17 protein-coding genes are annotated in these 16,875 nt (G+C 69.0%); 9 read left to right on the plus strand and 8 right to left on the minus strand.

Going from position 1 to position 16,875, the window contains the following annotated elements; translation table 11 throughout:
- The 3 genes from fliF to V7Q48_RS16425 are packed head-to-tail and all read right to left on the minus strand — an operon-like array spanning nt 1 to nt 3,386.
- Complete coding sequence (gene fliF, locus V7Q48_RS16415) at nt 1-1,746, minus strand: flagellar basal-body MS-ring/collar protein FliF (RefSeq protein WP_333839796.1); 1,746 nt, start codon at nt 1,744-1,746, stop codon at nt 1-3.
- Between the two features lie 3 nt (nt 1,747-1,749).
- Complete coding sequence (gene fliE / locus V7Q48_RS16420; RefSeq protein WP_333839798.1) at nt 1,750-2,112, minus strand: flagellar hook-basal body complex protein FliE; 363 nt, start codon at nt 2,110-2,112, stop codon at nt 1,750-1,752.
- Entirely contained in the window at nt 2,109-3,386 is a 1,278-nt protein-coding gene (locus V7Q48_RS16425) for a sigma-54 interaction domain-containing protein (RefSeq protein ID WP_442947155.1), read from the minus strand. The genes fliE and V7Q48_RS16425 overlap by 4 nt, the downstream gene beginning before the upstream one ends.
- A 247-nt stretch (nt 3,387-3,633) precedes the next feature.
- Here V7Q48_RS16425 and V7Q48_RS16430 point away from each other — a divergent pair, with 247 nt between their 5' ends.
- Entirely contained in the window at nt 3,634-4,515 is an 882-nt protein-coding gene (locus V7Q48_RS16430) for a flagellin N-terminal helical domain-containing protein (protein WP_333839802.1), read from the plus strand.
- 85 nt (nt 4,516-4,600) lie between these two features.
- On the opposite strand, the gene V7Q48_RS16435 is transcribed toward V7Q48_RS16430, so the two are convergent.
- Complete coding sequence (locus V7Q48_RS16435; protein WP_333839804.1) at nt 4,601-6,397, minus strand: DUF885 domain-containing protein; 1,797 nt, start codon at nt 6,395-6,397, stop codon at nt 4,601-4,603.
- A 128-nt stretch (nt 6,398-6,525) separates the two neighbouring features.
- Between V7Q48_RS16435 and V7Q48_RS16440 the strand changes: the two genes are divergently transcribed.
- From V7Q48_RS16440 to V7Q48_RS16475, 8 genes are all read left to right on the plus strand, one after another.
- Nucleotides 6,526-6,900 (plus strand): DUF983 domain-containing protein, encoded by a 375-nt coding sequence (locus V7Q48_RS16440; RefSeq protein ID WP_333839806.1) that lies wholly within the window; start codon nt 6,526-6,528, stop codon nt 6,898-6,900.
- Nucleotides 6,897-7,484 (plus strand): SURF1 family protein, encoded by a 588-nt coding sequence (locus tag V7Q48_RS16445; RefSeq protein WP_333839809.1) that lies wholly within the window; start codon nt 6,897-6,899, stop codon nt 7,482-7,484. Before V7Q48_RS16440 ends, V7Q48_RS16445 begins: the two co-directional genes overlap by 4 nt.
- A gap of 165 nt (nt 7,485-7,649) precedes the next feature.
- The gene (gene thrC, locus V7Q48_RS16450; RefSeq protein WP_333839811.1) at nt 7,650-9,068 is read left to right on the plus strand and encodes a threonine synthase; all 1,419 of its coding nucleotides are present in this window, start codon (nt 7,650-7,652) and stop codon (nt 9,066-9,068) included.
- Nucleotides 9,068-9,961 (plus strand): class I SAM-dependent methyltransferase, encoded by an 894-nt coding sequence (locus V7Q48_RS16455; protein ID WP_333839813.1) that lies wholly within the window; start codon nt 9,068-9,070, stop codon nt 9,959-9,961. The genes thrC and V7Q48_RS16455 overlap by 1 nt, the downstream gene beginning before the upstream one ends.
- Before the next feature lie 49 nt (nt 9,962-10,010).
- Complete coding sequence (locus V7Q48_RS16460; protein ID WP_333839815.1) at nt 10,011-10,385, plus strand: dihydroneopterin aldolase; 375 nt, start codon at nt 10,011-10,013, stop codon at nt 10,383-10,385.
- The gene (locus V7Q48_RS16465) at nt 10,382-11,158 is read left to right on the plus strand and encodes an SDR family oxidoreductase (protein ID WP_333839817.1); all 777 of its coding nucleotides are present in this window, start codon (nt 10,382-10,384) and stop codon (nt 11,156-11,158) included. Before V7Q48_RS16460 ends, V7Q48_RS16465 begins: the two co-directional genes overlap by 4 nt.
- Nucleotides 11,155-12,171: a GTP 3',8-cyclase MoaA gene (moaA, locus tag V7Q48_RS16470; protein ID WP_333839819.1), complete on the plus strand. Its 1,017-nt coding sequence runs from the start codon at nt 11,155-11,157 to the stop codon at nt 12,169-12,171. The genes V7Q48_RS16465 and moaA overlap by 4 nt, the downstream gene beginning before the upstream one ends.
- Nucleotides 12,172-12,175: 4 nt before the next feature.
- Complete coding sequence (locus V7Q48_RS16475; protein WP_333839822.1) at nt 12,176-12,412, plus strand: MoaD/ThiS family protein; 237 nt, start codon at nt 12,176-12,178, stop codon at nt 12,410-12,412.
- Between the two features lie 22 nt (nt 12,413-12,434).
- Here V7Q48_RS16475 and V7Q48_RS16480 read toward each other — a convergent pair whose 3' ends face one another.
- From V7Q48_RS16480 to V7Q48_RS16495, 4 genes are all read right to left on the minus strand, one after another.
- Complete coding sequence (locus V7Q48_RS16480; RefSeq protein ID WP_333839824.1) at nt 12,435-13,358, minus strand: mechanosensitive ion channel family protein; 924 nt, start codon at nt 13,356-13,358, stop codon at nt 12,435-12,437.
- Complete coding sequence (gene metC, locus V7Q48_RS16485) at nt 13,355-14,614, minus strand: cystathionine beta-lyase (protein WP_333839826.1); 1,260 nt, start codon at nt 14,612-14,614, stop codon at nt 13,355-13,357. Before metC ends, V7Q48_RS16480 begins: the two co-directional genes overlap by 4 nt.
- Before the next feature lie 74 nt (nt 14,615-14,688).
- Nucleotides 14,689-15,546 (minus strand): 3-mercaptopyruvate sulfurtransferase, encoded by an 858-nt coding sequence (gene sseA / locus V7Q48_RS16490; protein ID WP_333839829.1) that lies wholly within the window; start codon nt 15,544-15,546, stop codon nt 14,689-14,691.
- A gap of 126 nt (nt 15,547-15,672) precedes the next feature.
- A partial coding sequence (locus V7Q48_RS16495) for a hypothetical protein (protein WP_333839832.1) occupies nt 15,673-16,875 on the minus strand: 1,203 nt, incomplete at its 5' end.

Consider the following 16,875-nt stretch of genomic DNA (forward strand, 5'->3'; position numbering starts at 1 on the left):
TCAGGCCGCGCTCTCTTCTTCGGAGTTCGGCTCGTTCAGCATCTGGCGCAGCACCGCCACGGCACTGTCGGGCTTCTCCTGTACCAGCCGCTGCGCGAGCCCGACTTGGCGGCTCAGCCGCTCGGTGTCGATCGCGCCGCTGTCATCCTGCGCCGGTGCCAGCATCGGCTTGATCAATTCGGTCGTCGCCGAGGGGCCAAGCGCGCGCATGGCCTCGGCACGCGGTGCGGTCTCGATCGCCTCGTCCGCCTCGTCCGTGTCTTCGTCTTGCGCGACGGCAGCAGCCTTGTCGGCAGGGGGCGGCGTCCGGCCATCACGGCGCAGCGCCTTGATTAGCGGGCGCACGCCGAGCAGCAGCGTCAGCAACACCGCCAGCAAGGCCACCCCGTTGCGCACCGCCATCGCGAACCACGGCGTCTCGTAGAACTTGGGCGGCGCCACATCGACCGGGCTGAAGCTGCGTACCGCCACGGCCACCTGGTCGCCGCGCGCCGGGTCGGCGCCGACGGCGGCACTGACCAGCTGCTTGATTTGCTCGATGTCCGCCGGGCGTGCCTTGGCCATCGCGGCAGCGGACAGGGCCACGGCCACGGTCAGCCGGCGGATCTTGCCCGGATGGTTGTTGGTCACCGCCACCTCGCGCCCGAGTTCGTAAGTGCGCGAGGATTCGCTCTCGCCATTGGTCGGTGCGCCGGAGGCGGGCGCCCCGGGCGCGGGCGTTCCGGTGGGTGCCGCGGTCGCGGTCGATGTCGGCGGAGGCGGGGTGTTGGACAGCACGCCGGGCACGCCCACCGCGCCGCTGCCGCTGGTCTGCGAGGTCGATTGCGTTTCGGTGCGGACCGCGCCCTGCTTGTCGTAGCTCTCGCGCGCCGAGGTCACTTGGTCCATGTCGAGATCGACCTGCACCTCGCTGGAAAAGTTGCCCTCGCCCAGCATCGGGGTCAGCAGCTGGGCCACCTGCTCGCGCAGCTTGTCTTCCATCCACCCCTGCAGTTCGAGCCGGTCGGCATCGCCGGGCTTGTCGGCCGAAAGCAAGCGCCCGTGCTGGTCGATCACCTTGACCGCATCGATCGCCATCTCGGGCACCGATCCGGCGACGAGGTTGACGATCGCCGAGACCTGGCTGGCGGCCAGTTGCCGCCCCTTGACCAGGCGCACCATGACCGAGGCGGAGGGCGCGGCATTGTCGCGCACGAAGACCGACCTCTCGGGCTGGGCCAGATGCACGCGCACCGCCTCGACCCCGTCGATCTGCATGATCGTCAGCTCCAGCTCGCGCTCGCGCGCGGCCTGGAGGCGCTGGCCCTCGATCGTCCGGCTGGCGCCCATCGGCAGCTTGTCGATCATCTGCTCGCCGGTCTCGGGCGCGGCCACCGCGCCGTCGGAGGCGGCGACCATGCGTGCCTTGTAGAGATCGTTCTCGCCCACCGTGATCGCGCCGGTGCTGCTGTCGATGCGATAGGCGATCGCCGCCTTGTCGAGTGCGGCGGTCACTTGCGCGCGCTCGCCGTCCGACAGGTCGGAATAGAGCATGCGCTGCGGCGCGGGCGCCATGGTCAGCCACAGCAGGCCGGTGAGGCCCGCCGCCGTGATCCCGCCGAACCACGGCAGCGCGCGGCGCAGCGGCGGCTGGCCAAGGAACGTGCCGATCCGGGTCAGGGCAGGGCCGCCGGCGGGGTTGGTCAGCGGGGCAAGGAGCGAGGGGGGCGGGCTGCCGCCGGCGCCCACGGGAACGAGGTCGGCCATCTATCAGACCCCCATCCGCATGATGTCCTGGTACGCGGTCAGCAGCTTGTTGCGCACTTGCAGCGTCGCCTCGAAGGCCACGCCCGCTTCCTGCCGCGCCAGCATGACCTTGGCGACGTCGACCGTCTCGCCCTTTTCATAGGCGTCGGTCGCGCTGGCGGCGCGGGTCTGGCTGGCATTCACGCTGTCGAGAGCCGATTTCAGCGCCTCGGTAAAGCCGCCCGCCGGGGTGCCCTGTTCGGCTGGAACGCCCGCATCCGGGGTGCGGATCTGCTGGAGCAGTTGCGAGCGGTCGATGATCTGCTGGCGCATGGCCATGATCTGCTGGATGCCGCCGGCGGCACCGATGCCGTTGATGCCGCTCATCGCCGGCCTCCTGCCACCGCGATGCCGGCTTCACGAAAGCTGGCGAGACGATAGCGCAGCGTGCGCTCGGAGATGCCCAGCTGGCGGGCGGCGGCCACGCGGCTGCCGCCGCAGGCGTCGAGCGTTGCGAGGATCGCGCGCGCCTCGGACAGCTGCACGATGTTCGACAGCTTGGCCGTGCCGCCCGGCCCGCGGGCCTCGGTCATCGCCGCATCGACCCCGGCGCCGCTGCGCGCGGGGCGGTCGAAGACCACGTGCTCGGGGCCGATCTCCGCCGCATCGCCCGCCAGCAGCAGGGCGCGACGTACCACGTTCTCCAGCTCGCGCACGTTGCCGGGCCAGCCGTGGCAGCCCAGCATGGCCAGCGCCGCGTCCGAGATCCACGGCAGCGGGCGGTCGGCGGCGGCATGGCGCAGCATCATCGAAACCGCGAGCGGGGCGATGTCGTCGGGGCGCTCGGCCAGCGCGCGCAGAGTCAGCGGGAAGACGTTGAGGCGGTAGAACAGGTCGGCGCGGAAGCGGCCTTCCTCGACCTCGAACGGCAGGTCGCGGTTGGCACAGGCGATGATCCGCACATCGACCTTGATCGGCTGCGTCGCGCCAAGCGGCACGACTTCGCCTTCCTGAAGCGCGCGCAGCAGCTTGGCCTGGAGCGCCAGCGGCATTTCGGCGATCTCGTCGAGCAGCAGCGTGCCGCCGTCGGCCGCGCGGAAGAATCCCTCGCTGGCCGAATTGGCGCCGGTGAACGCGCCCTTCTGGTGACCGAACAGCATCGCCTCGAGCATCGATTCGGGCATGGCGGCACAGTTGATCGCGATGAACGGCTTGGCGCGGCGGGGGCTGGCCATGTGGATGAACCGGCTGAGCACTTCCTTGCCGGTGCCCGTCGGGCCGTTGATCAGGACGGGGATCTCGCTGGTGGCCAGGCGCTCGGCCAGCGCGAGCACCGAGAGGCTCTCGGGATCGGCGGCGATCGGCGCGCCGGCCGGCGTCGCGCAGGCGACCACTGCGGCCAGCGCGCTGTCGGACAGCGGATCGGCATAGCGCACGATGTGGCCGCGCCCCTCGGGCAGCCGTGCCAGCGCCGGCTTCGCCGCCCGCTCGAGCAGGATGGCGCTGCGGCGCGGGTCGGGAGCGGGATCATCGGTCGCGTCGGCCAGGACCGGCAGCGATGCCCAGGGACCATCGAGCACGGCCGCCGCGCGCTGGGTCAGCGCGGCATGCCGGACCGCAGCCCCGGGCGTAACCGGCAATGTCTTGCCGATGTCACGAATCGTCACGTTCAACCCCCACTTTAACCATGTCCACGCGGTCTTTTTTCGCGCGAAACCGTCAAGCGGGCCGAAACTTTAAGCCCGGGGCAGATGCTAAGTGTAAACCACTAGGGCGGTCGGTAACGGTTCGGTGAACCGGCAAAACTTTGCCCTTAAACTGCCGCCTGCTCTGCCGGTCTTTGCCGTGCAGCCAGTCGATCCCTGGACTGGCAGCCCAATGGGGAAACCCGAAAACCGGAGAAACAACATGGCGGTTATCAATACCAACGTCAGCGCCATCAAGGCGGCCAATGCTTCCAACGCAGCGAGCAAGATGGCCGCGACCGCGATGGAGCGCCTCTCGACCGGCAAGCGGATCAACAGCGCCAAGGACGACGCTGCCGGCCTTGCCATCTCGACCACGATGACCACGCAGATCGTGGGCATGGCCCAGGGCGTGCGCAATGCCAACGACGGCATCTCGATGGCCCAGACGGCCGAAGGCGCGCTCAGCGAAGTCACCAATATGATGCAGCGCGTGCGCGAACTGGCGGTGCAGTCGAAGTCGGACACCTACCAGCAGTCCGACCGTGACGCGATGCAGTCGGAAGTCTCGAACCTGACCAACCAGATCTCGGACGTGCTCAACAACACCAAGTTCAACGGCAACGCCGTGTTCAAGGTGGTCGCCGACGCCGCTGCGACCGATGGCAGCGACGACCTCACCAAGTCGATCCAGACCGGTGCCGAAACCGGCGATACCGTGACCATCGTCAGCAAGGCGTTCTCGGGCGGCAACCTGTTCGGCGCCGGCGCGACGGCCTACGACCCGGCGGCGACCGCGCAGTCGCTCGATGTATCGGACACGGGCAAGGCCTCGACCACGATGGACAACATCGACAAGGCGCTGGCCGAAGTGAACGCCACGCGCGCGACGCTCGGTGCCGGCCAGAACCGTCTCAGCTCGGTCGTTGCCAACCTGAACGACAACATCACCAACCTGTCGGACGCACGCAGCCGCATCCAGGACACCGACTACTCGGCCGAAACGACGCAGATGGCCAAGGCCCAGATCCTGGCGCAGGCGTCGACGGCGATGATCGCCCAGGCGAACCAGAGCCAGCAGAACGTGCTCTCGCTGCTGCGCTGATCGATCACTCCACGGCCATCTCCACGCCACAAGCCCGGCGGTTCGCAAGAACCGCCGGGCTTGCTGTTTCGCATCCGTGAAGAATTCAACGTTCCTCGTCGGGGTAGGGGCCTTTGCCGCCCTCGGCGATGAAGCGGTCGATCCGCGCATCGAGCACCGGCAGCGGGACCGATCCGAGTTCGAGCACGGCATCATGGAACGCGCGGATATTGAAGCGCGGTCCCAGCGCGCGTTCGGCACGGGCGCGGCCGGCGACGATCGCCCGCTCACCGAGGTAATAGCTCAGCGCCTGGCCGGGCCAGGCGATGTAGCGATCGGTCTCGGTCTCAATCTCGTGGTCCGACAGTGCGGTGTTGTCGTGCAGAAAGCCTTGCGCCTGCGCGCGGGTCCAGCCCTTGGCATGAATGCCGGTGTCGACCACGAGTCGCGCGGCGCGCCACATCTGGTACGACAGCATGCCGAAGCGTTCGTAGGGCGTGGTGTAGATGCCCATCTCGACGCCCAGCTTCTCGCAATAGAGCGCCCAGCCTTCGCCAAAGGCGGAGATGTAGCCATTCGCCCGCCAGCCGGGCAGGCCCTTGTTTTCGGCCGCCAGCGACATCTGAAAGGCATGGCCCGGCGCGCTTTCATGCAGCGTCAGGGCAGGCAGCGAATAGATCTGGCGCGCCGGCAGGTTCCATGTGTTGACCAGGTACACCCCCGGACCGCCGCGGCCGGCGGTGTAGAACGGGGCGATGTCGTCGGGCACGGGGCGGATCGCAAAGCGCTTGCGCGGCAGGCGGCCGAACCAGTCCGCCGCCTTGCCGTCGAAGCTCTTGGCAATCCAGGCCGCGCGGTTGAGCAGGTCCTGCGGGCTGCTTGCGACGAATTGCGGATCGCTCCGCAGCTTCGCCAGAAACGCGGGCAGATCGCCGGTAAAACCGACCTCGCGCATCACGTCCTGCATCTGCGCGCGGATCGCGGCCACCTCCTCCAGCCCGATGCGATGGATCTCCTCGGGGCTCAGGTCGAGCGTGGTGTATTCGCGGATCTGCGCCTGGTAATAGGCGCGCCCGTCGGGCAGCGATAGCGCGTCGAGCCGGGGCTGCGCATGGGGCAGGTAATCTTGCCGCAGGTATTGCAGCAGCGCCCGGTGCGCCGGCACGACGTCGGCGGTGATGGCCGCGCGTGCGTCCTGGCGCAAGCTCTCTGCGCGGTCGGCGGGGATCGTAGCTGGCAGCGTCAGGAACGGGGCGAACCACGGGTTGGCGTCGACGCTCTTGGCCTCGACCACCGGCAGCAGCGAGGCATCGCGCCCCTGCAGCGTCACGCGCGGTGCGGTAAATCCTCGCGCCAGCCCCGCCTTCATGTTGGCCATCTGCTGCGCGAAATAGCGCGGGATCTGGTGCAGCATGGCGATATAGGCGCGCGCTTCGGCCTCGTTGCGGAAAGGCGTGCGCGCCGTGTCCGCCAGATCGCCCCAGAACGTCGTGTCCGAATTGAGCGGCTTTTCGTATTCACGGAAGTGCTGGGCCGAGAGCAGCGTGGTGATCTGGTAGCGATAGACCGCGTAGTTGACCTGCATCGCCGGCGACAGCCGGGCCGGGTCGATCGCATCCAGCGCCCGGCGCGTGGCCTCCCAGCGTGCGGTGCGCGCGTCCTGGGCTGGAGGGCTGACATCGGGCAGGCGGTAGATGGGGCGATCGCTGTTCACAGCGTAACCCAGTTGCGCCTGCCGCCACGCCCATTCGGCGTCGGCCAGCGCAAGAAACCGCGCGTCGGCACTTGCCGTCGCCACATGCGCTGCCCCGCTGTTGGGGCGCCCCGCGGCCTCAGCTTGTGTTGCCAGCGAAGCGGTGGCGAGAAGGCAGGCAAGTAGGCCGAGCGGGCGAGGCGATACCATCTTACGAAATGCTCCGGTGACTGACTGAGCTGGTAAATGACTGGTCCGGTGTGGCGCCTCGGCCCGGCCGGTGCAAGCGGCCCATCCCCGAACTGGACCGTCTTCCGGGCCGGGGCTATGGACGCGGGATGACAGCACGAGAGGATCAGGCGCGCGCCGGCGCGATGCAGCGCTGGTGGCAGGTCATGCGCCACGGCGCCTGCCCGGCCTGCGGGACGCCGCACATGGTGTGGAGCGGGATCGCGCTGGTCCGCGATACCTGCCGGACTTGCCAGGCCCCGCTTTCCGCGCACGAGGCGACGGGGCGCACGCTCTATCCGGTGATCCTGCCGCTCGTCGTCGTGCTCGTCCTTGGCGCCCTCGCGATCGACGACAAGACGCATGCGCCGCTGTGGCTGCAGGCGCTGGGCTGGGTGATCGTCGTGCCGCTGGCCGTGGCCGGCGCAGTACGCGCGGCCAAGGCGGCCGTGCTGGCGGCCCGCGTCTCGGGTGCCCGCGCATGACCGCGCGGCGTGTGCCCGTCGTCGCGACGATCGTCGTCGCACTGGCGGTGGCGGCGATGATCGGCCTTGGCATCTGGCAATTGCAGCGCAAGACCCAGAAGGAGACGCTGCTGGCGCGCTACGCCGCCGCTTTGACGAACCCGGCGCCCGTGTCGTTCCCGCCGGCGGGCGACGGCGCGGCGGTGCTCTATCGCATCGCGCGCTTCGACTGTCGCGTGCAACCGGGCTTGTGGGATTCAGTCGCCGGCCGGAATGCCCAGGGTGAACCGGGTTATGTCCATATCGCCCATTGCGCCAACGGGGCCGGCCCGGATGCCCTGGTCCAGGTCGGCTGGTCGCGCGATCCGCACCCGCCGGTCTGGCAGGGCGGCGCTGTGACAGGCCGTATCGCGCCCTTTCATCGGCTGACCCGGCTGGTGGCCGTTCCGCCGCAGGCCGGTCTTGCCGCCAGCGCGGCGCCCGATCCCTCGACCATTCCCAACAACCACCTGGCCTATGCCGTGCAGTGGTTCCTGTTCGCTGGCGTGGCGCTGGTGATCTATGCGCTGGCCCTGCGCCGACCCCGGCGCAGCCCAGCGGCATAGACGGCAGCGGTTGTCACGGCGGGCCCGGATCGCTAGGCGCCTCTAGCACCGGCACGACGCATCGCGGCATCATGCCAAATTGGCGTGGCCGCATGACACGACTGGCGTGACAGGTCCGGCATTGCCGCCGGCAGGCGTCGCGGCACGGCAGATTGGGGATTGGTGATGAAGTACATCAGCACGCGGGGCCAGGCAGCCGCGCTCGATTTCGAAGGCGTGACGCTGGCCGGGCTGGCCTCGGACGGCGGGCTCTACGTGCCCGAAAGCTGGCCGACCTTCACCCGCGACGAAATCGCCGCGATGGCCGGGCTTCCCTATGCCGAACTCGCCGCGCGCATCATGGCGCCCTTCGTCGGCGACAGCCTGACCCCCGAACGCCTGCGCGAGCTGACCGGCGCTGCCTATGGCCGCTTCGCCCATGCCGGCGTGACTCCGCTCAAGCAGCTCGACGAGCGCCAGTGGGTGCTCGAGCTGTTCCACGGCCCGACGCTGGCGTTCAAGGACGTGGCGCTGCAGATGCTCGGCCTGCTGTTCGAGGAATTCCTCGGCCGGCGCGACGATCACCTGACCATCGTCGGCGCGACCTCGGGCGATACCGGATCGGCCGCGATCGACGCCGTGGCGGGCCGCGCCAAGGTGGATATCTTCATGATCCACCCCGAGGGCCGCGTCTCCGACGTGCAGCGCCGCCAGATGACCACGGTGCTCGCACCCAACGTCCACAACATCGCCATCGACGGCAGCTTCGATGATGCGCAGGCGATGGTGAAGCGCATGTTCAACGACGCCGCGATGACCGGCACGTTTGGCATCGCTGCGGTCAACTCGATCAACTGGGCACGCCTGATGGCGCAGGTGGTCTATTACTTCTACGCCGCGCTGCAGCTCGGCGCACCGCAGCGCGAAGTTGCGTTCTCGGTGCCGACCGGCAACTTCGGCGACGTCTTCGCCGGCTATGTCGCAGCCAGGATGGGCCTGCCCGTCGGCCGGCTGATCGTGGCGACCAACATCAACGACATTCTCCACCGCGCGCTGTCGAGCGGCGATTATTCGGCCAGCACCGTGACGCCGACCGCCGCGCCGTCGATGGACATCCAGGTCTCGTCCAATTTCGAGCGCCTGCTGTTCGATGCCTGCGGCCGCGACGCCGGCGTGCTCGCTGCACAGATGGATCAGTTCGACACGACAAAGAACCTGCAACTGACCAATGCCCAGCGCGAGGACATCGCCGCGCTGTTCACCAGCGCCCGCTGCGATGCGGCACAGATGGCCCAGGCGATGCGCTGGGCATACGAGATGACCGGCGAAGTGCTCGATCCGCACACCGCGATCGGCCTCCATGCCGCGCGCACGGCCGAGGGTCTGCCCGCCGACATGCCCGTCGTCACGCTCGCCACCGCGCATCCGGCCAAGTTCGGCGACGCGGTCGAGCGCGCGACAGGCGTGCGTCCGTCGCTGCCCGCGCGCGTAGGCGACCTGTTCGACCGGCAGGAGCGCTTCGATCGCCTGCCTGGCACGTATGAGGCGGTCGCGGCCTATGTCGCCGAGCGTGCGACCCCGCGCAATGCCGAGGCGCCGGCCTGATGGCAGACCTTGCCCTCCAGCCGCAGCTGATGGTCGGATCGCCGTGGGGCGATTTCGCGCTCCTCGATTCCGGCCACGGCCGCAAGCTGGAGCGGTACGGCCCGCATCGGTTCATCCGGCCCGAGCCGCAGGCGATGTGGGCGCCGGCCTCGACCGACTGGCGGGCCGACGGCGAATTCGTGCCCGGCTCCGACGAGGATGGCGGCGGGCGCTGGCAGTTCGACCGCCCCGTCCCGCGCGACGGCTGGGATCTGGCCTGGAACGACGTGCGCTTTACCGCCAGCTGCACCCCGTTCCGTCACCTCGGCTTCTTTCCCGACATGGCCCCGGTGTGGGACTGGATGGGGGAGCAGCTGGGCGCGCGGGCCGATGCCTCGACGCTCAACCTGTTCGGCTATACCGGCGTCGGCACGCTGGCGCTGTCGCGCTTCGGGGCGGTGACGCATGTCGATGCCTCGAAGAAGTCGGTCGCGCAGGCGCGGGCCAATGCCCAGCTGTCGGGCATGGCCGATCGCCCGGTGCGCTGGATCGTCGATGACGCGGCCAAGTTCACCGCGCGCGAGGTGCGCCGCGGCAAGCGCTATGACGGGATCATCCTCGATCCGCCCAAGTTCGGGCGCGGCCCCGAGGGCGAGGTCTGGCGGCTCGAGGAAAGCCTGCCGGGCCTCGTCGCCGATTGCGCGAAGCTGCTCGACGACCAAAGTGCTTTCCTGTTCCTGACGGTCTATGCCGTGCGCATGTCCTCGCTGGCGATCGGCGGGCTGCTGGCCGAGGCGCTCGCCCATCTGCCCGGCACGATCGAGCACGGGGACCTGGGCATCGCCGAGGAAGGACCGGGCGGCCGCGTGCTGCCCACGGCGATCTTCGCGCGCTGGCGCAACGCGGCTGCATAAGCCAGCCTGATGCTGGACATTTGTTTGGTGACCTGTCAAACGCGCGCCCGTGTCTGACAGCCTCATCCTCGAAGTCGCCAACGTCGAAACCGACGTCCTTACCGGGATCTATTCCGAAGAGACCGGCCGCGCCCAGCCGCTGCGCATCTCGATCCGCGTGTGGCTGCGTCCGCAGGACCAGTACACGCCCGATTGCCCGCTGACGGCGAGCAAGAACTACATGGACCTGAAGCACGCGGCGACGGACGGGCTACCCCAAGGTGTGCATTTCCAGCTGATCGAATCCGTTGCAGACCACATCTGCGAGACGTTGTTCGTTCAGGATGCCCGGGTGATGCAGGTTGAAGTGAAAATCGTGAAGCTGGCCATCAGCACGGCCGGCGAAGACATCGGGATGACCCTGACGCGCAAGCGCCGAGGATGAGTTCGGCCCCCGCCAGCCCGCGACCGCTGGCGTTGATCACGGGTGGATGGCGGCGCATCGGCGCGGCCATCGCCCGCAAGCTAGCCAGTGCCGGCTGGGACCTCGCGCTGCACGCGCACCATGCCCATACTTTCGATGCCGAATTCGCCGCCGCGCTCGAGGCGGAAGGGGCGGCCGTGTTTGCGCTCGATGGCGACCTTGCCGACCCCGCGCTGCCTGAGGCGATGCTCTCGGATGTGGTCGCCCGCGCCGGCCGTGCGCCGTCGCTCCTGGTCAATTGCGCCTCGCTGTTCCAGGACGACACGATCGCGACCGTAGCGGCAGACACGCTCGACCGGCATTTCGGCGTCAACCTGTTCGCGCCCTTGCTGCTGACGCGCGCGTTCGTCGACCGGCTGGGCAGCGGCGAAGGCGCCGTGGTCAACATTCTGGACCAGCGCGTGCAGAACCCGGTGCCCGACCAGTTCAGCTATACCCTGTCGAAGCAGGCGCTTCATGCCGCGACGCGCACGCTTGCGCGCAGCCTGGCCCCGCGCGTGCGGGTCAATGGCGTGGCGCCCGGCCTGATCCTGCCGACGCAGGACTACGACGCGGCCCAGTGGGAACGGCTCGAGGCGATCATGCCGTTGCAACGGCTGCCCGAGGCCCACGAGATCGCGGACGCGGTGCTCTATCTGGCCATGGCCAAGGCGGTGACGGGGCAGACTCTTTTCGTCGATTCGGGCGCAAGCCTTGAATCCTACCCCCGCGACTTCGTATATCTCGAGCGATGACCCCAGCGCCCCTCGTCGATCGCTTCGCCCGTGCGATCACATATCTACGCCTGTCGGTGACAGATCGCTGCGACTTGCGTTGCACTTATTGCATGCCCGAGCGGATGACTTTCCTGCCGCGGGCCGAGGTGCTGAGCCTTGAGGAACTGTATCAGGTCAGCCGCCATTTCATCGCGCGCGGCGTGACCAAGCTGCGCCTGACCGGCGGTGAGCCGCTGGTGCGGCGCGACATGATGGACCTCGTCCAGGCGCTGGGGCGGCATATTGGCCAAGACGAGAATGGCCGTGGGCTCAAGGAACTGACGCTTACCACCAACGGCACGCGTTTGGCGGAATTCGCCGATGGGCTGCGCGCGGCCGGTGTGCGCCGGATCAATGTCTCGCTCGATACGCTCGATCGCGATCGCTTCGCCTCGCTGGCGCGGCGCGACAGCCTCCCGCAAGTGCTCGAAGGCCTGCAGGCGGCGGGCGAGGCGGGGCTCAAGGTCAAGATCAACGCCGTGGCGCTCAAGGGCATCAACGAGGGCGAGCTGCCAGACCTCATCGCCTGGGCGCACGGTCAGGGCCACGATGTCACTCTGATCGAGGTCATGCCGCTGGGCGAGATCGAGGAGGATCGCTTCGATCACTACCTCCCGCTCGATGTGGTGCGCCGCGATCTCGAGCAGCGCTGGACGCTGACCGCCAATGGCGAGACGACCGGCGGTCCGGCGCGCTATGTCGACATTGCCGAGACTGGCGGCCGGCTTGGTTTCATTACCCCGCTGACCGGCAATTTCTGCGCCGGGTGCAACCGTGTTCGCGTGACCGCCACCGGCCAGCTCTACATGTGCCTGGGCGGCGAGGGCCGCGTCGACTTGCGCGCCGCGCTGCGTTCGGACGATCCCGATGGGCAGATCGCCGACGCCTTTGCCCGCGCGATGGGCGAGAAGCAGGAGCGGCATTCCTTCGCGATCGACCGCACCGGCGCCGCGCCCGCCGTCTCGCGCCACATGTCCACGACCGGAGGCTGACGCCATGGCCAAACTGGTGTTCCTCGGTCGGCTGGAAGATCGCGCCGGCACTGCGGAGATGACCGTGCCTGCAGGCGCGCTCTCCGATATCCTCACCACGCTCGACCCGGCGCTGGCGCTCGATCTCCTGGGCGAACGCGTGCGCATGGCCCTCAACGGCGAGCTCGTCCCCGACAATCGCGCGGTGGTGCTGTCGGAAGGCGACGAACTGGCGTTCCTGCCCCCGGTCAGCGGCGGCTGATCGCGGACGTTCGGCGCAGGCTTCAGGTCTGGCCGAGCAATCCGCGCAGCGCCGGCGTCTCGCGCAGCCGGATGTCCTGCTGCGGGAAGGGTATCTCGATCCCGTGTTCCTGGAACAGGTGCCACAGGCGCTTGAGCACCTGGCTGCGCACGTTGGCGGTGCCGTCTTCCGGGTCGGCGATAGTGACGTAGATCGCCATCTCTATGCCGCTCACGCCAAGCGCGGTCAGCAGCACGGACGGCCCGGGTTCGACCAGCACGCGCGGCGCGGCGCGCGAGGCCTCGAGCATCAGCCGCTCGGCCAGGTCGATGTCGGTGCCATAGGCCACGGTGACGGGGATCGTCAGCATGACCTGGGTGCTCGAATAGGACCAGTTCTCGACCTGCGTGGTCATCAGGATTTCGTTGGGGATCAAATACTCGCGGTGATCGCGCGTGGCGACCGAAACCGCGCGGATGCCGATCTTGCGCACCTGGCCCACGGCGTTGCCCTTGCCGTCGTTGACCGCGATGACATCGCCCGGCTTGATTGACCGGTCCATCAGCAGGATCAGCCCGGCGATCAGGTTGCCGAAGGTCTTCTGCAGGCCGAAACCGATGGCGAGGCCGAAGGCGCCCGAGAACACCGTCAGGGCGGTGAAGTTGATGCCGAGCAGGTCGATGCCGATGAAGAAGGCCATGGCCCAGACGAACAGCGAGACCAGCTTTTCACCCAGTACCCGCTGTGCCGCGTCGAGCCCTGTGGCGCGCGTGAAGAAATAGCGCACCAGCCGGCTGCCGATCCGCGCCAGCATGAACATGGCGATGACCACCAGCACCATCTTCGCGGCATTGAACAGCGAGATGTGGTAATGGCCGATGTCGAAGCTGAAGTCGTCGAGCCAGTCGATCACTTCATTGATCCGGCGGGTGACGGCGCGTTCGGCCTTGTGCTGGGTCCAGCTCATTGCGCGGCACTCCACGCGCCGAGCGCGCGGTCGAGGTCGTCGATCAGGTCGGCGGTATCCTCGAGGCCGATCGCCAGCCTGACGCCGAAGCGGTCCGCCGGGTCCATGCCGGCGGGTGGCCAGGGGCTGGCGGTGCGGATGCCGGCAGGGTCGACCGGTGTCGCGAGGCTTTCGAATCCGCCGAAGCTGTAGCCGATGCCGAACAGGTGCAGCCCGTCGATCAGGGCGTCGCGCGCCGCCGCCGTGCCGCCTGCCAGGATGAAGCTGAACAGCCCGCAGCCACCGGTGAAGTCACGGCGCCAACGCTCGTGCCCGGGCGAACCCGGCAGCATCGGGCACAGCACCCGCGCGACTTCGCGTCGTGCATCGAGCCATTGCGCCACGGCCAGCGCCGAGCGCGTCGCCGCCTCGAGCCGCAGGCCCATGGTGCGAAGGCCGCGCAGCATCAGCGAAGCGTCGTCGGCTGAGACCACCAGGCCCATCCCCTGGCTGCGCAGCCGCACGCGGCGATGCCATTCAGGCCCGGCGGTCACGCTGCCCATCATGACGTCGGAATGGCCGCTGACATGCTTGGTCAGCGACATGATCGTGATGTCCGCGCCATGCGCCAAGGGGGCGAAGCCGAGCGGCGACGCCCAGGTGTTGTCGACCAGCACCGTCAGCCCGGCTGCTTTGGCCGCCGCGATCAGCGCGGGCATGTCGGGCACTTCCATGGTCAGGCTGCCCGGCGCCTCGAGCAACACGGCCCGCGCGCCGGGCGCCAGCGCGGCAAAGGCGGCCGTGTCCATCGGATCGAACCAGACCGTGCGCACGCCGAAGTCGGCGAGCAGCCCGCGTGCCATGGCGCGGCTGGGTTCATAGGCATTGTCGGTCAGCAGCAGCGTGTCGCCGGGGCGCAGCACGGTGAGCAGGGCGCCGGCGATGGCGCTCACCCCGGAGGGGTACAGCACCGTGCCGCCGCCGGTTGCGCCCGGCTCCAGCTCGGTCAGTGCCTCGGCGAGCGCCCACTGCGTCGGCGCGCCGCGTCGGCCATAGTAGAATAGGCCGTCGGCATTGGCGCGGCTGCTGCGCAGCGTTGCCATGTCGGGATAGAGATGCGTGCTGGCCCGCCAGACCGGCGGATTGACTACCGCGCCGGGATGATCGCCTGTCCCGGTCCACTCAGGGCGGCGCCCGGCCGCGACGAGGTGCGTGGCGGCGCGTGCGGCGGGCTGGGGCGGTTCGTCGGACGGCGCGCTCTCGGGCTTTTTCGGCATGAATTCTTTCGGAGATGGCCTTCCGGGCGGGAAGGCGCGCGGACGAATAAGGCGCAGGAGTATGGGGCGCCCGGTCAGTCCACCAGGCAGGCGGCGGGGCCGGTTTCCTTGGGGCTCGCCGGGTCCGCACCCCATTCGCTCCAGCTGCCGTCGTACAGCGAGACGTCATCCTTGCCGAGCAGGTGGAGCGCGAAGATCACGACGTTCGCGGTCATGCCCGAACCGCAGCTGGCGATCACCGGACGCGTCAGGTCGACACCGGCAGCCTCGAAGGCGGCACGCAGCGCTTCGGGCGATTTCCACGTGCCATCGGCGGCGAACAGGCTGGCATAAGGTACGTTGCGCGCGCCGGGAATGTGCCCGCTGGCGAGCGCCGGGTTGGTCTCGGGCACCTCACCGGTGAAGCGGCCGGCGCCGCGCGCGTCCACCAGCTGTTCGGCGTGGCTGGTGATGTTGGCGGTGACCTGCTCTTTCGAGCGCAGCGCCCTGAGATCGCTCCACGCGGTAAAGTGGCGATGGCGCAGGCTTTCGCGGCCTTGTGCACAGGGCCGGCCTTCCGCCTTCCACTTGGCGATCCCGCCATCGAGCAAGGCGACATTCTGCGCGCCGTAGAGCGTCAGCATGAACCAGGCGCGGGTCGAGGACCGGATCGGGCTGTCGTCGTAAAGCACGATGCGGCTGCCATCGCCGAGGCCCAGGCTCTGCATCCGGCTGGCGAACTTCTCCGCCGACGGCATCGAGTTGGGCAGGCCGGTCGCTCCGTCGACCAGATTGCCCAGGTCCATGAATACGGCGCCGGGAATGTGGCACGCCTCGTACTCGCGCAGCGGATCGCGCGCGTGTTCGGGCAAGAAGCAACTCGCATCGACGATGCGCAGATCGCTCGCACCCATCTCGTTGGCGAGCCATTGGGTCGAGACCAGCGGTTCCATGATGTTCTCCTGCCTGCGGATCGACCCGTCTGTCGCGGGTTCGTGTTTTTCCGCAGTGCAAACTAAAGCCACCGTGCGCCGCCGTCGATTCGAAAATGCGCCGGTGTCGCGTGCTAGTGTGCCGCTTTACGCCAGGTTGGGGAGCGGCATGGGTCGCTGCTCGATCCGGTCGAACACGCGCGGACCAAGATCGAGCCGGAACGGCTGAAGGCGCGCGGCCGCATCGCCGGCGACCGCGGGCTGCCCGACCAGGAAGGCGCCGTGGGCGTGCTCGGTGCCGCCATCGGTGGCGCGCGTCGCCCAGCACGTCGCGCGCACGATCGGCACGAAAAGCTGGGCCTGGCCCGCGCGGATCGCCAGCACGGCCGACAGTGGCAGGCGCATCTCGGCCGGCACGGTCACGCTTTCGCCCGGCTCGATCCGCGCAATCGTGCGCAGCGGGGCGAGTTCGGGACCGGCCAGGCCCAGCTGTTCGTCCATCGGGCGCGACGCATGGGCCGAGGTCATGTCGCCCGACAGCGCCAGGTCGACCAGTGGCACGGGCCCGGCGTTGCGCAGCACCAGGCGGCACGACAGCGTCGCATTGACCAGCGTCGCGCCGAGACGGTCGGCTTCGAGCGCGATCGTCAGGCCGGTGGCTGCAGCCGTGACAGGCTCGGCCGGCAGGGCAGGCGACGGTGCGATGGGCGGTGCTGCGGGCGGCGTGGTTTTCAGGGTCGGCGCGGCAGGCGCCGGTGCGGGCGGAGCCGGAGGCGTCGGCCGGGCGGTCGGTGCTGGCACCACCGGAGCAGCCTCCGCCGAACGGCGGCGCATCAGGTACAGCACCGCGCCCGCCAGCAGGGCGATGACTATCGCGCCGGCGATCCACCATCCCGTGGTCGAACTGCCCTGATCGGCGACATTGTCCGACGGCGAATCGCTGGCTGCCACCGTCGCATCGTCCGGCACCTCGGCCGGGGGCGAAGCCAGGGGCGGTGTGACCTCTGCGGACGGCGACTGCGTGGGCGAGGCCGGGGTGGCCGTCGCCTCGGGCGATGGGGATGCCACAGGCGCGGGCGTGGACACCGGCGTTGGCGCGGGTGCCGGCTTGGGGGTCGGTGCAGGGCTCTGCGTCGCCGGCGTGGCGCGCGGCGCCTTCGGCTTGGGGCTAGTCGTCGTGGCGGCAGGCAGGTCGGCCGGCTTGGGCAGCACGATCACCGGCGCCGACGTCGAGGGGACGGCGACGGGAACGGGCAGGCTCGTCGGCACCGCGGAGGGCGTCGTTCCGGTATCCTGCGCGAAGGCGGCGCAGGGCGCGGCAAGAGCAAGCAGAACTGGGACGAGCAGCGC

The organism is Novosphingobium sp. (assembly GCF_036803765.1).
GTDB lineage: Bacteria > Pseudomonadota > Alphaproteobacteria > Sphingomonadales > Sphingomonadaceae > Novosphingobium.

Excerpts from the sequence above, each read along its gene's own strand:
- fliF (WP_333839796.1), bottom strand. The coding sequence starts at position 1,746 with ATGGCCGACCTCGTTCCCGTGGGCGCCGGCGGCAGCCCGCCCCCCTCG.
- fliE (WP_333839798.1), bottom strand. The coding sequence starts at position 2,112 with ATGAGCGGCATCAACGGCATCGGTGCCGCCGGCGGCATCCAGCAGATC.
- V7Q48_RS16430 (WP_333839802.1), top strand. The coding sequence starts at position 3,634 with ATGGCGGTTATCAATACCAACGTCAGCGCCATCAAGGCGGCCAATGCT.
- V7Q48_RS16435 (WP_333839804.1), bottom strand. The coding sequence starts at position 6,397 with ATGGTATCGCCTCGCCCGCTCGGCCTACTTGCCTGCCTTCTCGCCACC.
- V7Q48_RS16440 (WP_333839806.1), top strand. The coding sequence starts at position 6,526 with ATGACAGCACGAGAGGATCAGGCGCGCGCCGGCGCGATGCAGCGCTGG.
- V7Q48_RS16445 (WP_333839809.1), top strand. The coding sequence starts at position 6,897 with ATGACCGCGCGGCGTGTGCCCGTCGTCGCGACGATCGTCGTCGCACTG.
- thrC (WP_333839811.1), top strand. The coding sequence starts at position 7,650 with ATGAAGTACATCAGCACGCGGGGCCAGGCAGCCGCGCTCGATTTCGAA.
- V7Q48_RS16455 (WP_333839813.1), top strand. The coding sequence starts at position 9,068 with ATGGCAGACCTTGCCCTCCAGCCGCAGCTGATGGTCGGATCGCCGTGG.
- V7Q48_RS16465 (WP_333839817.1), top strand. The coding sequence starts at position 10,382 with ATGAGTTCGGCCCCCGCCAGCCCGCGACCGCTGGCGTTGATCACGGGT.
- moaA (WP_333839819.1), top strand. The coding sequence starts at position 11,155 with ATGACCCCAGCGCCCCTCGTCGATCGCTTCGCCCGTGCGATCACATAT.
- V7Q48_RS16475 (WP_333839822.1), top strand. The coding sequence starts at position 12,176 with ATGGCCAAACTGGTGTTCCTCGGTCGGCTGGAAGATCGCGCCGGCACT.
- V7Q48_RS16480 (WP_333839824.1), bottom strand. The coding sequence starts at position 13,358 with ATGAGCTGGACCCAGCACAAGGCCGAACGCGCCGTCACCCGCCGGATC.
- metC (WP_333839826.1), bottom strand. The coding sequence starts at position 14,614 with ATGCCGAAAAAGCCCGAGAGCGCGCCGTCCGACGAACCGCCCCAGCCC.
- sseA (WP_333839829.1), bottom strand. The coding sequence starts at position 15,546 with ATGGAACCGCTGGTCTCGACCCAATGGCTCGCCAACGAGATGGGTGCG.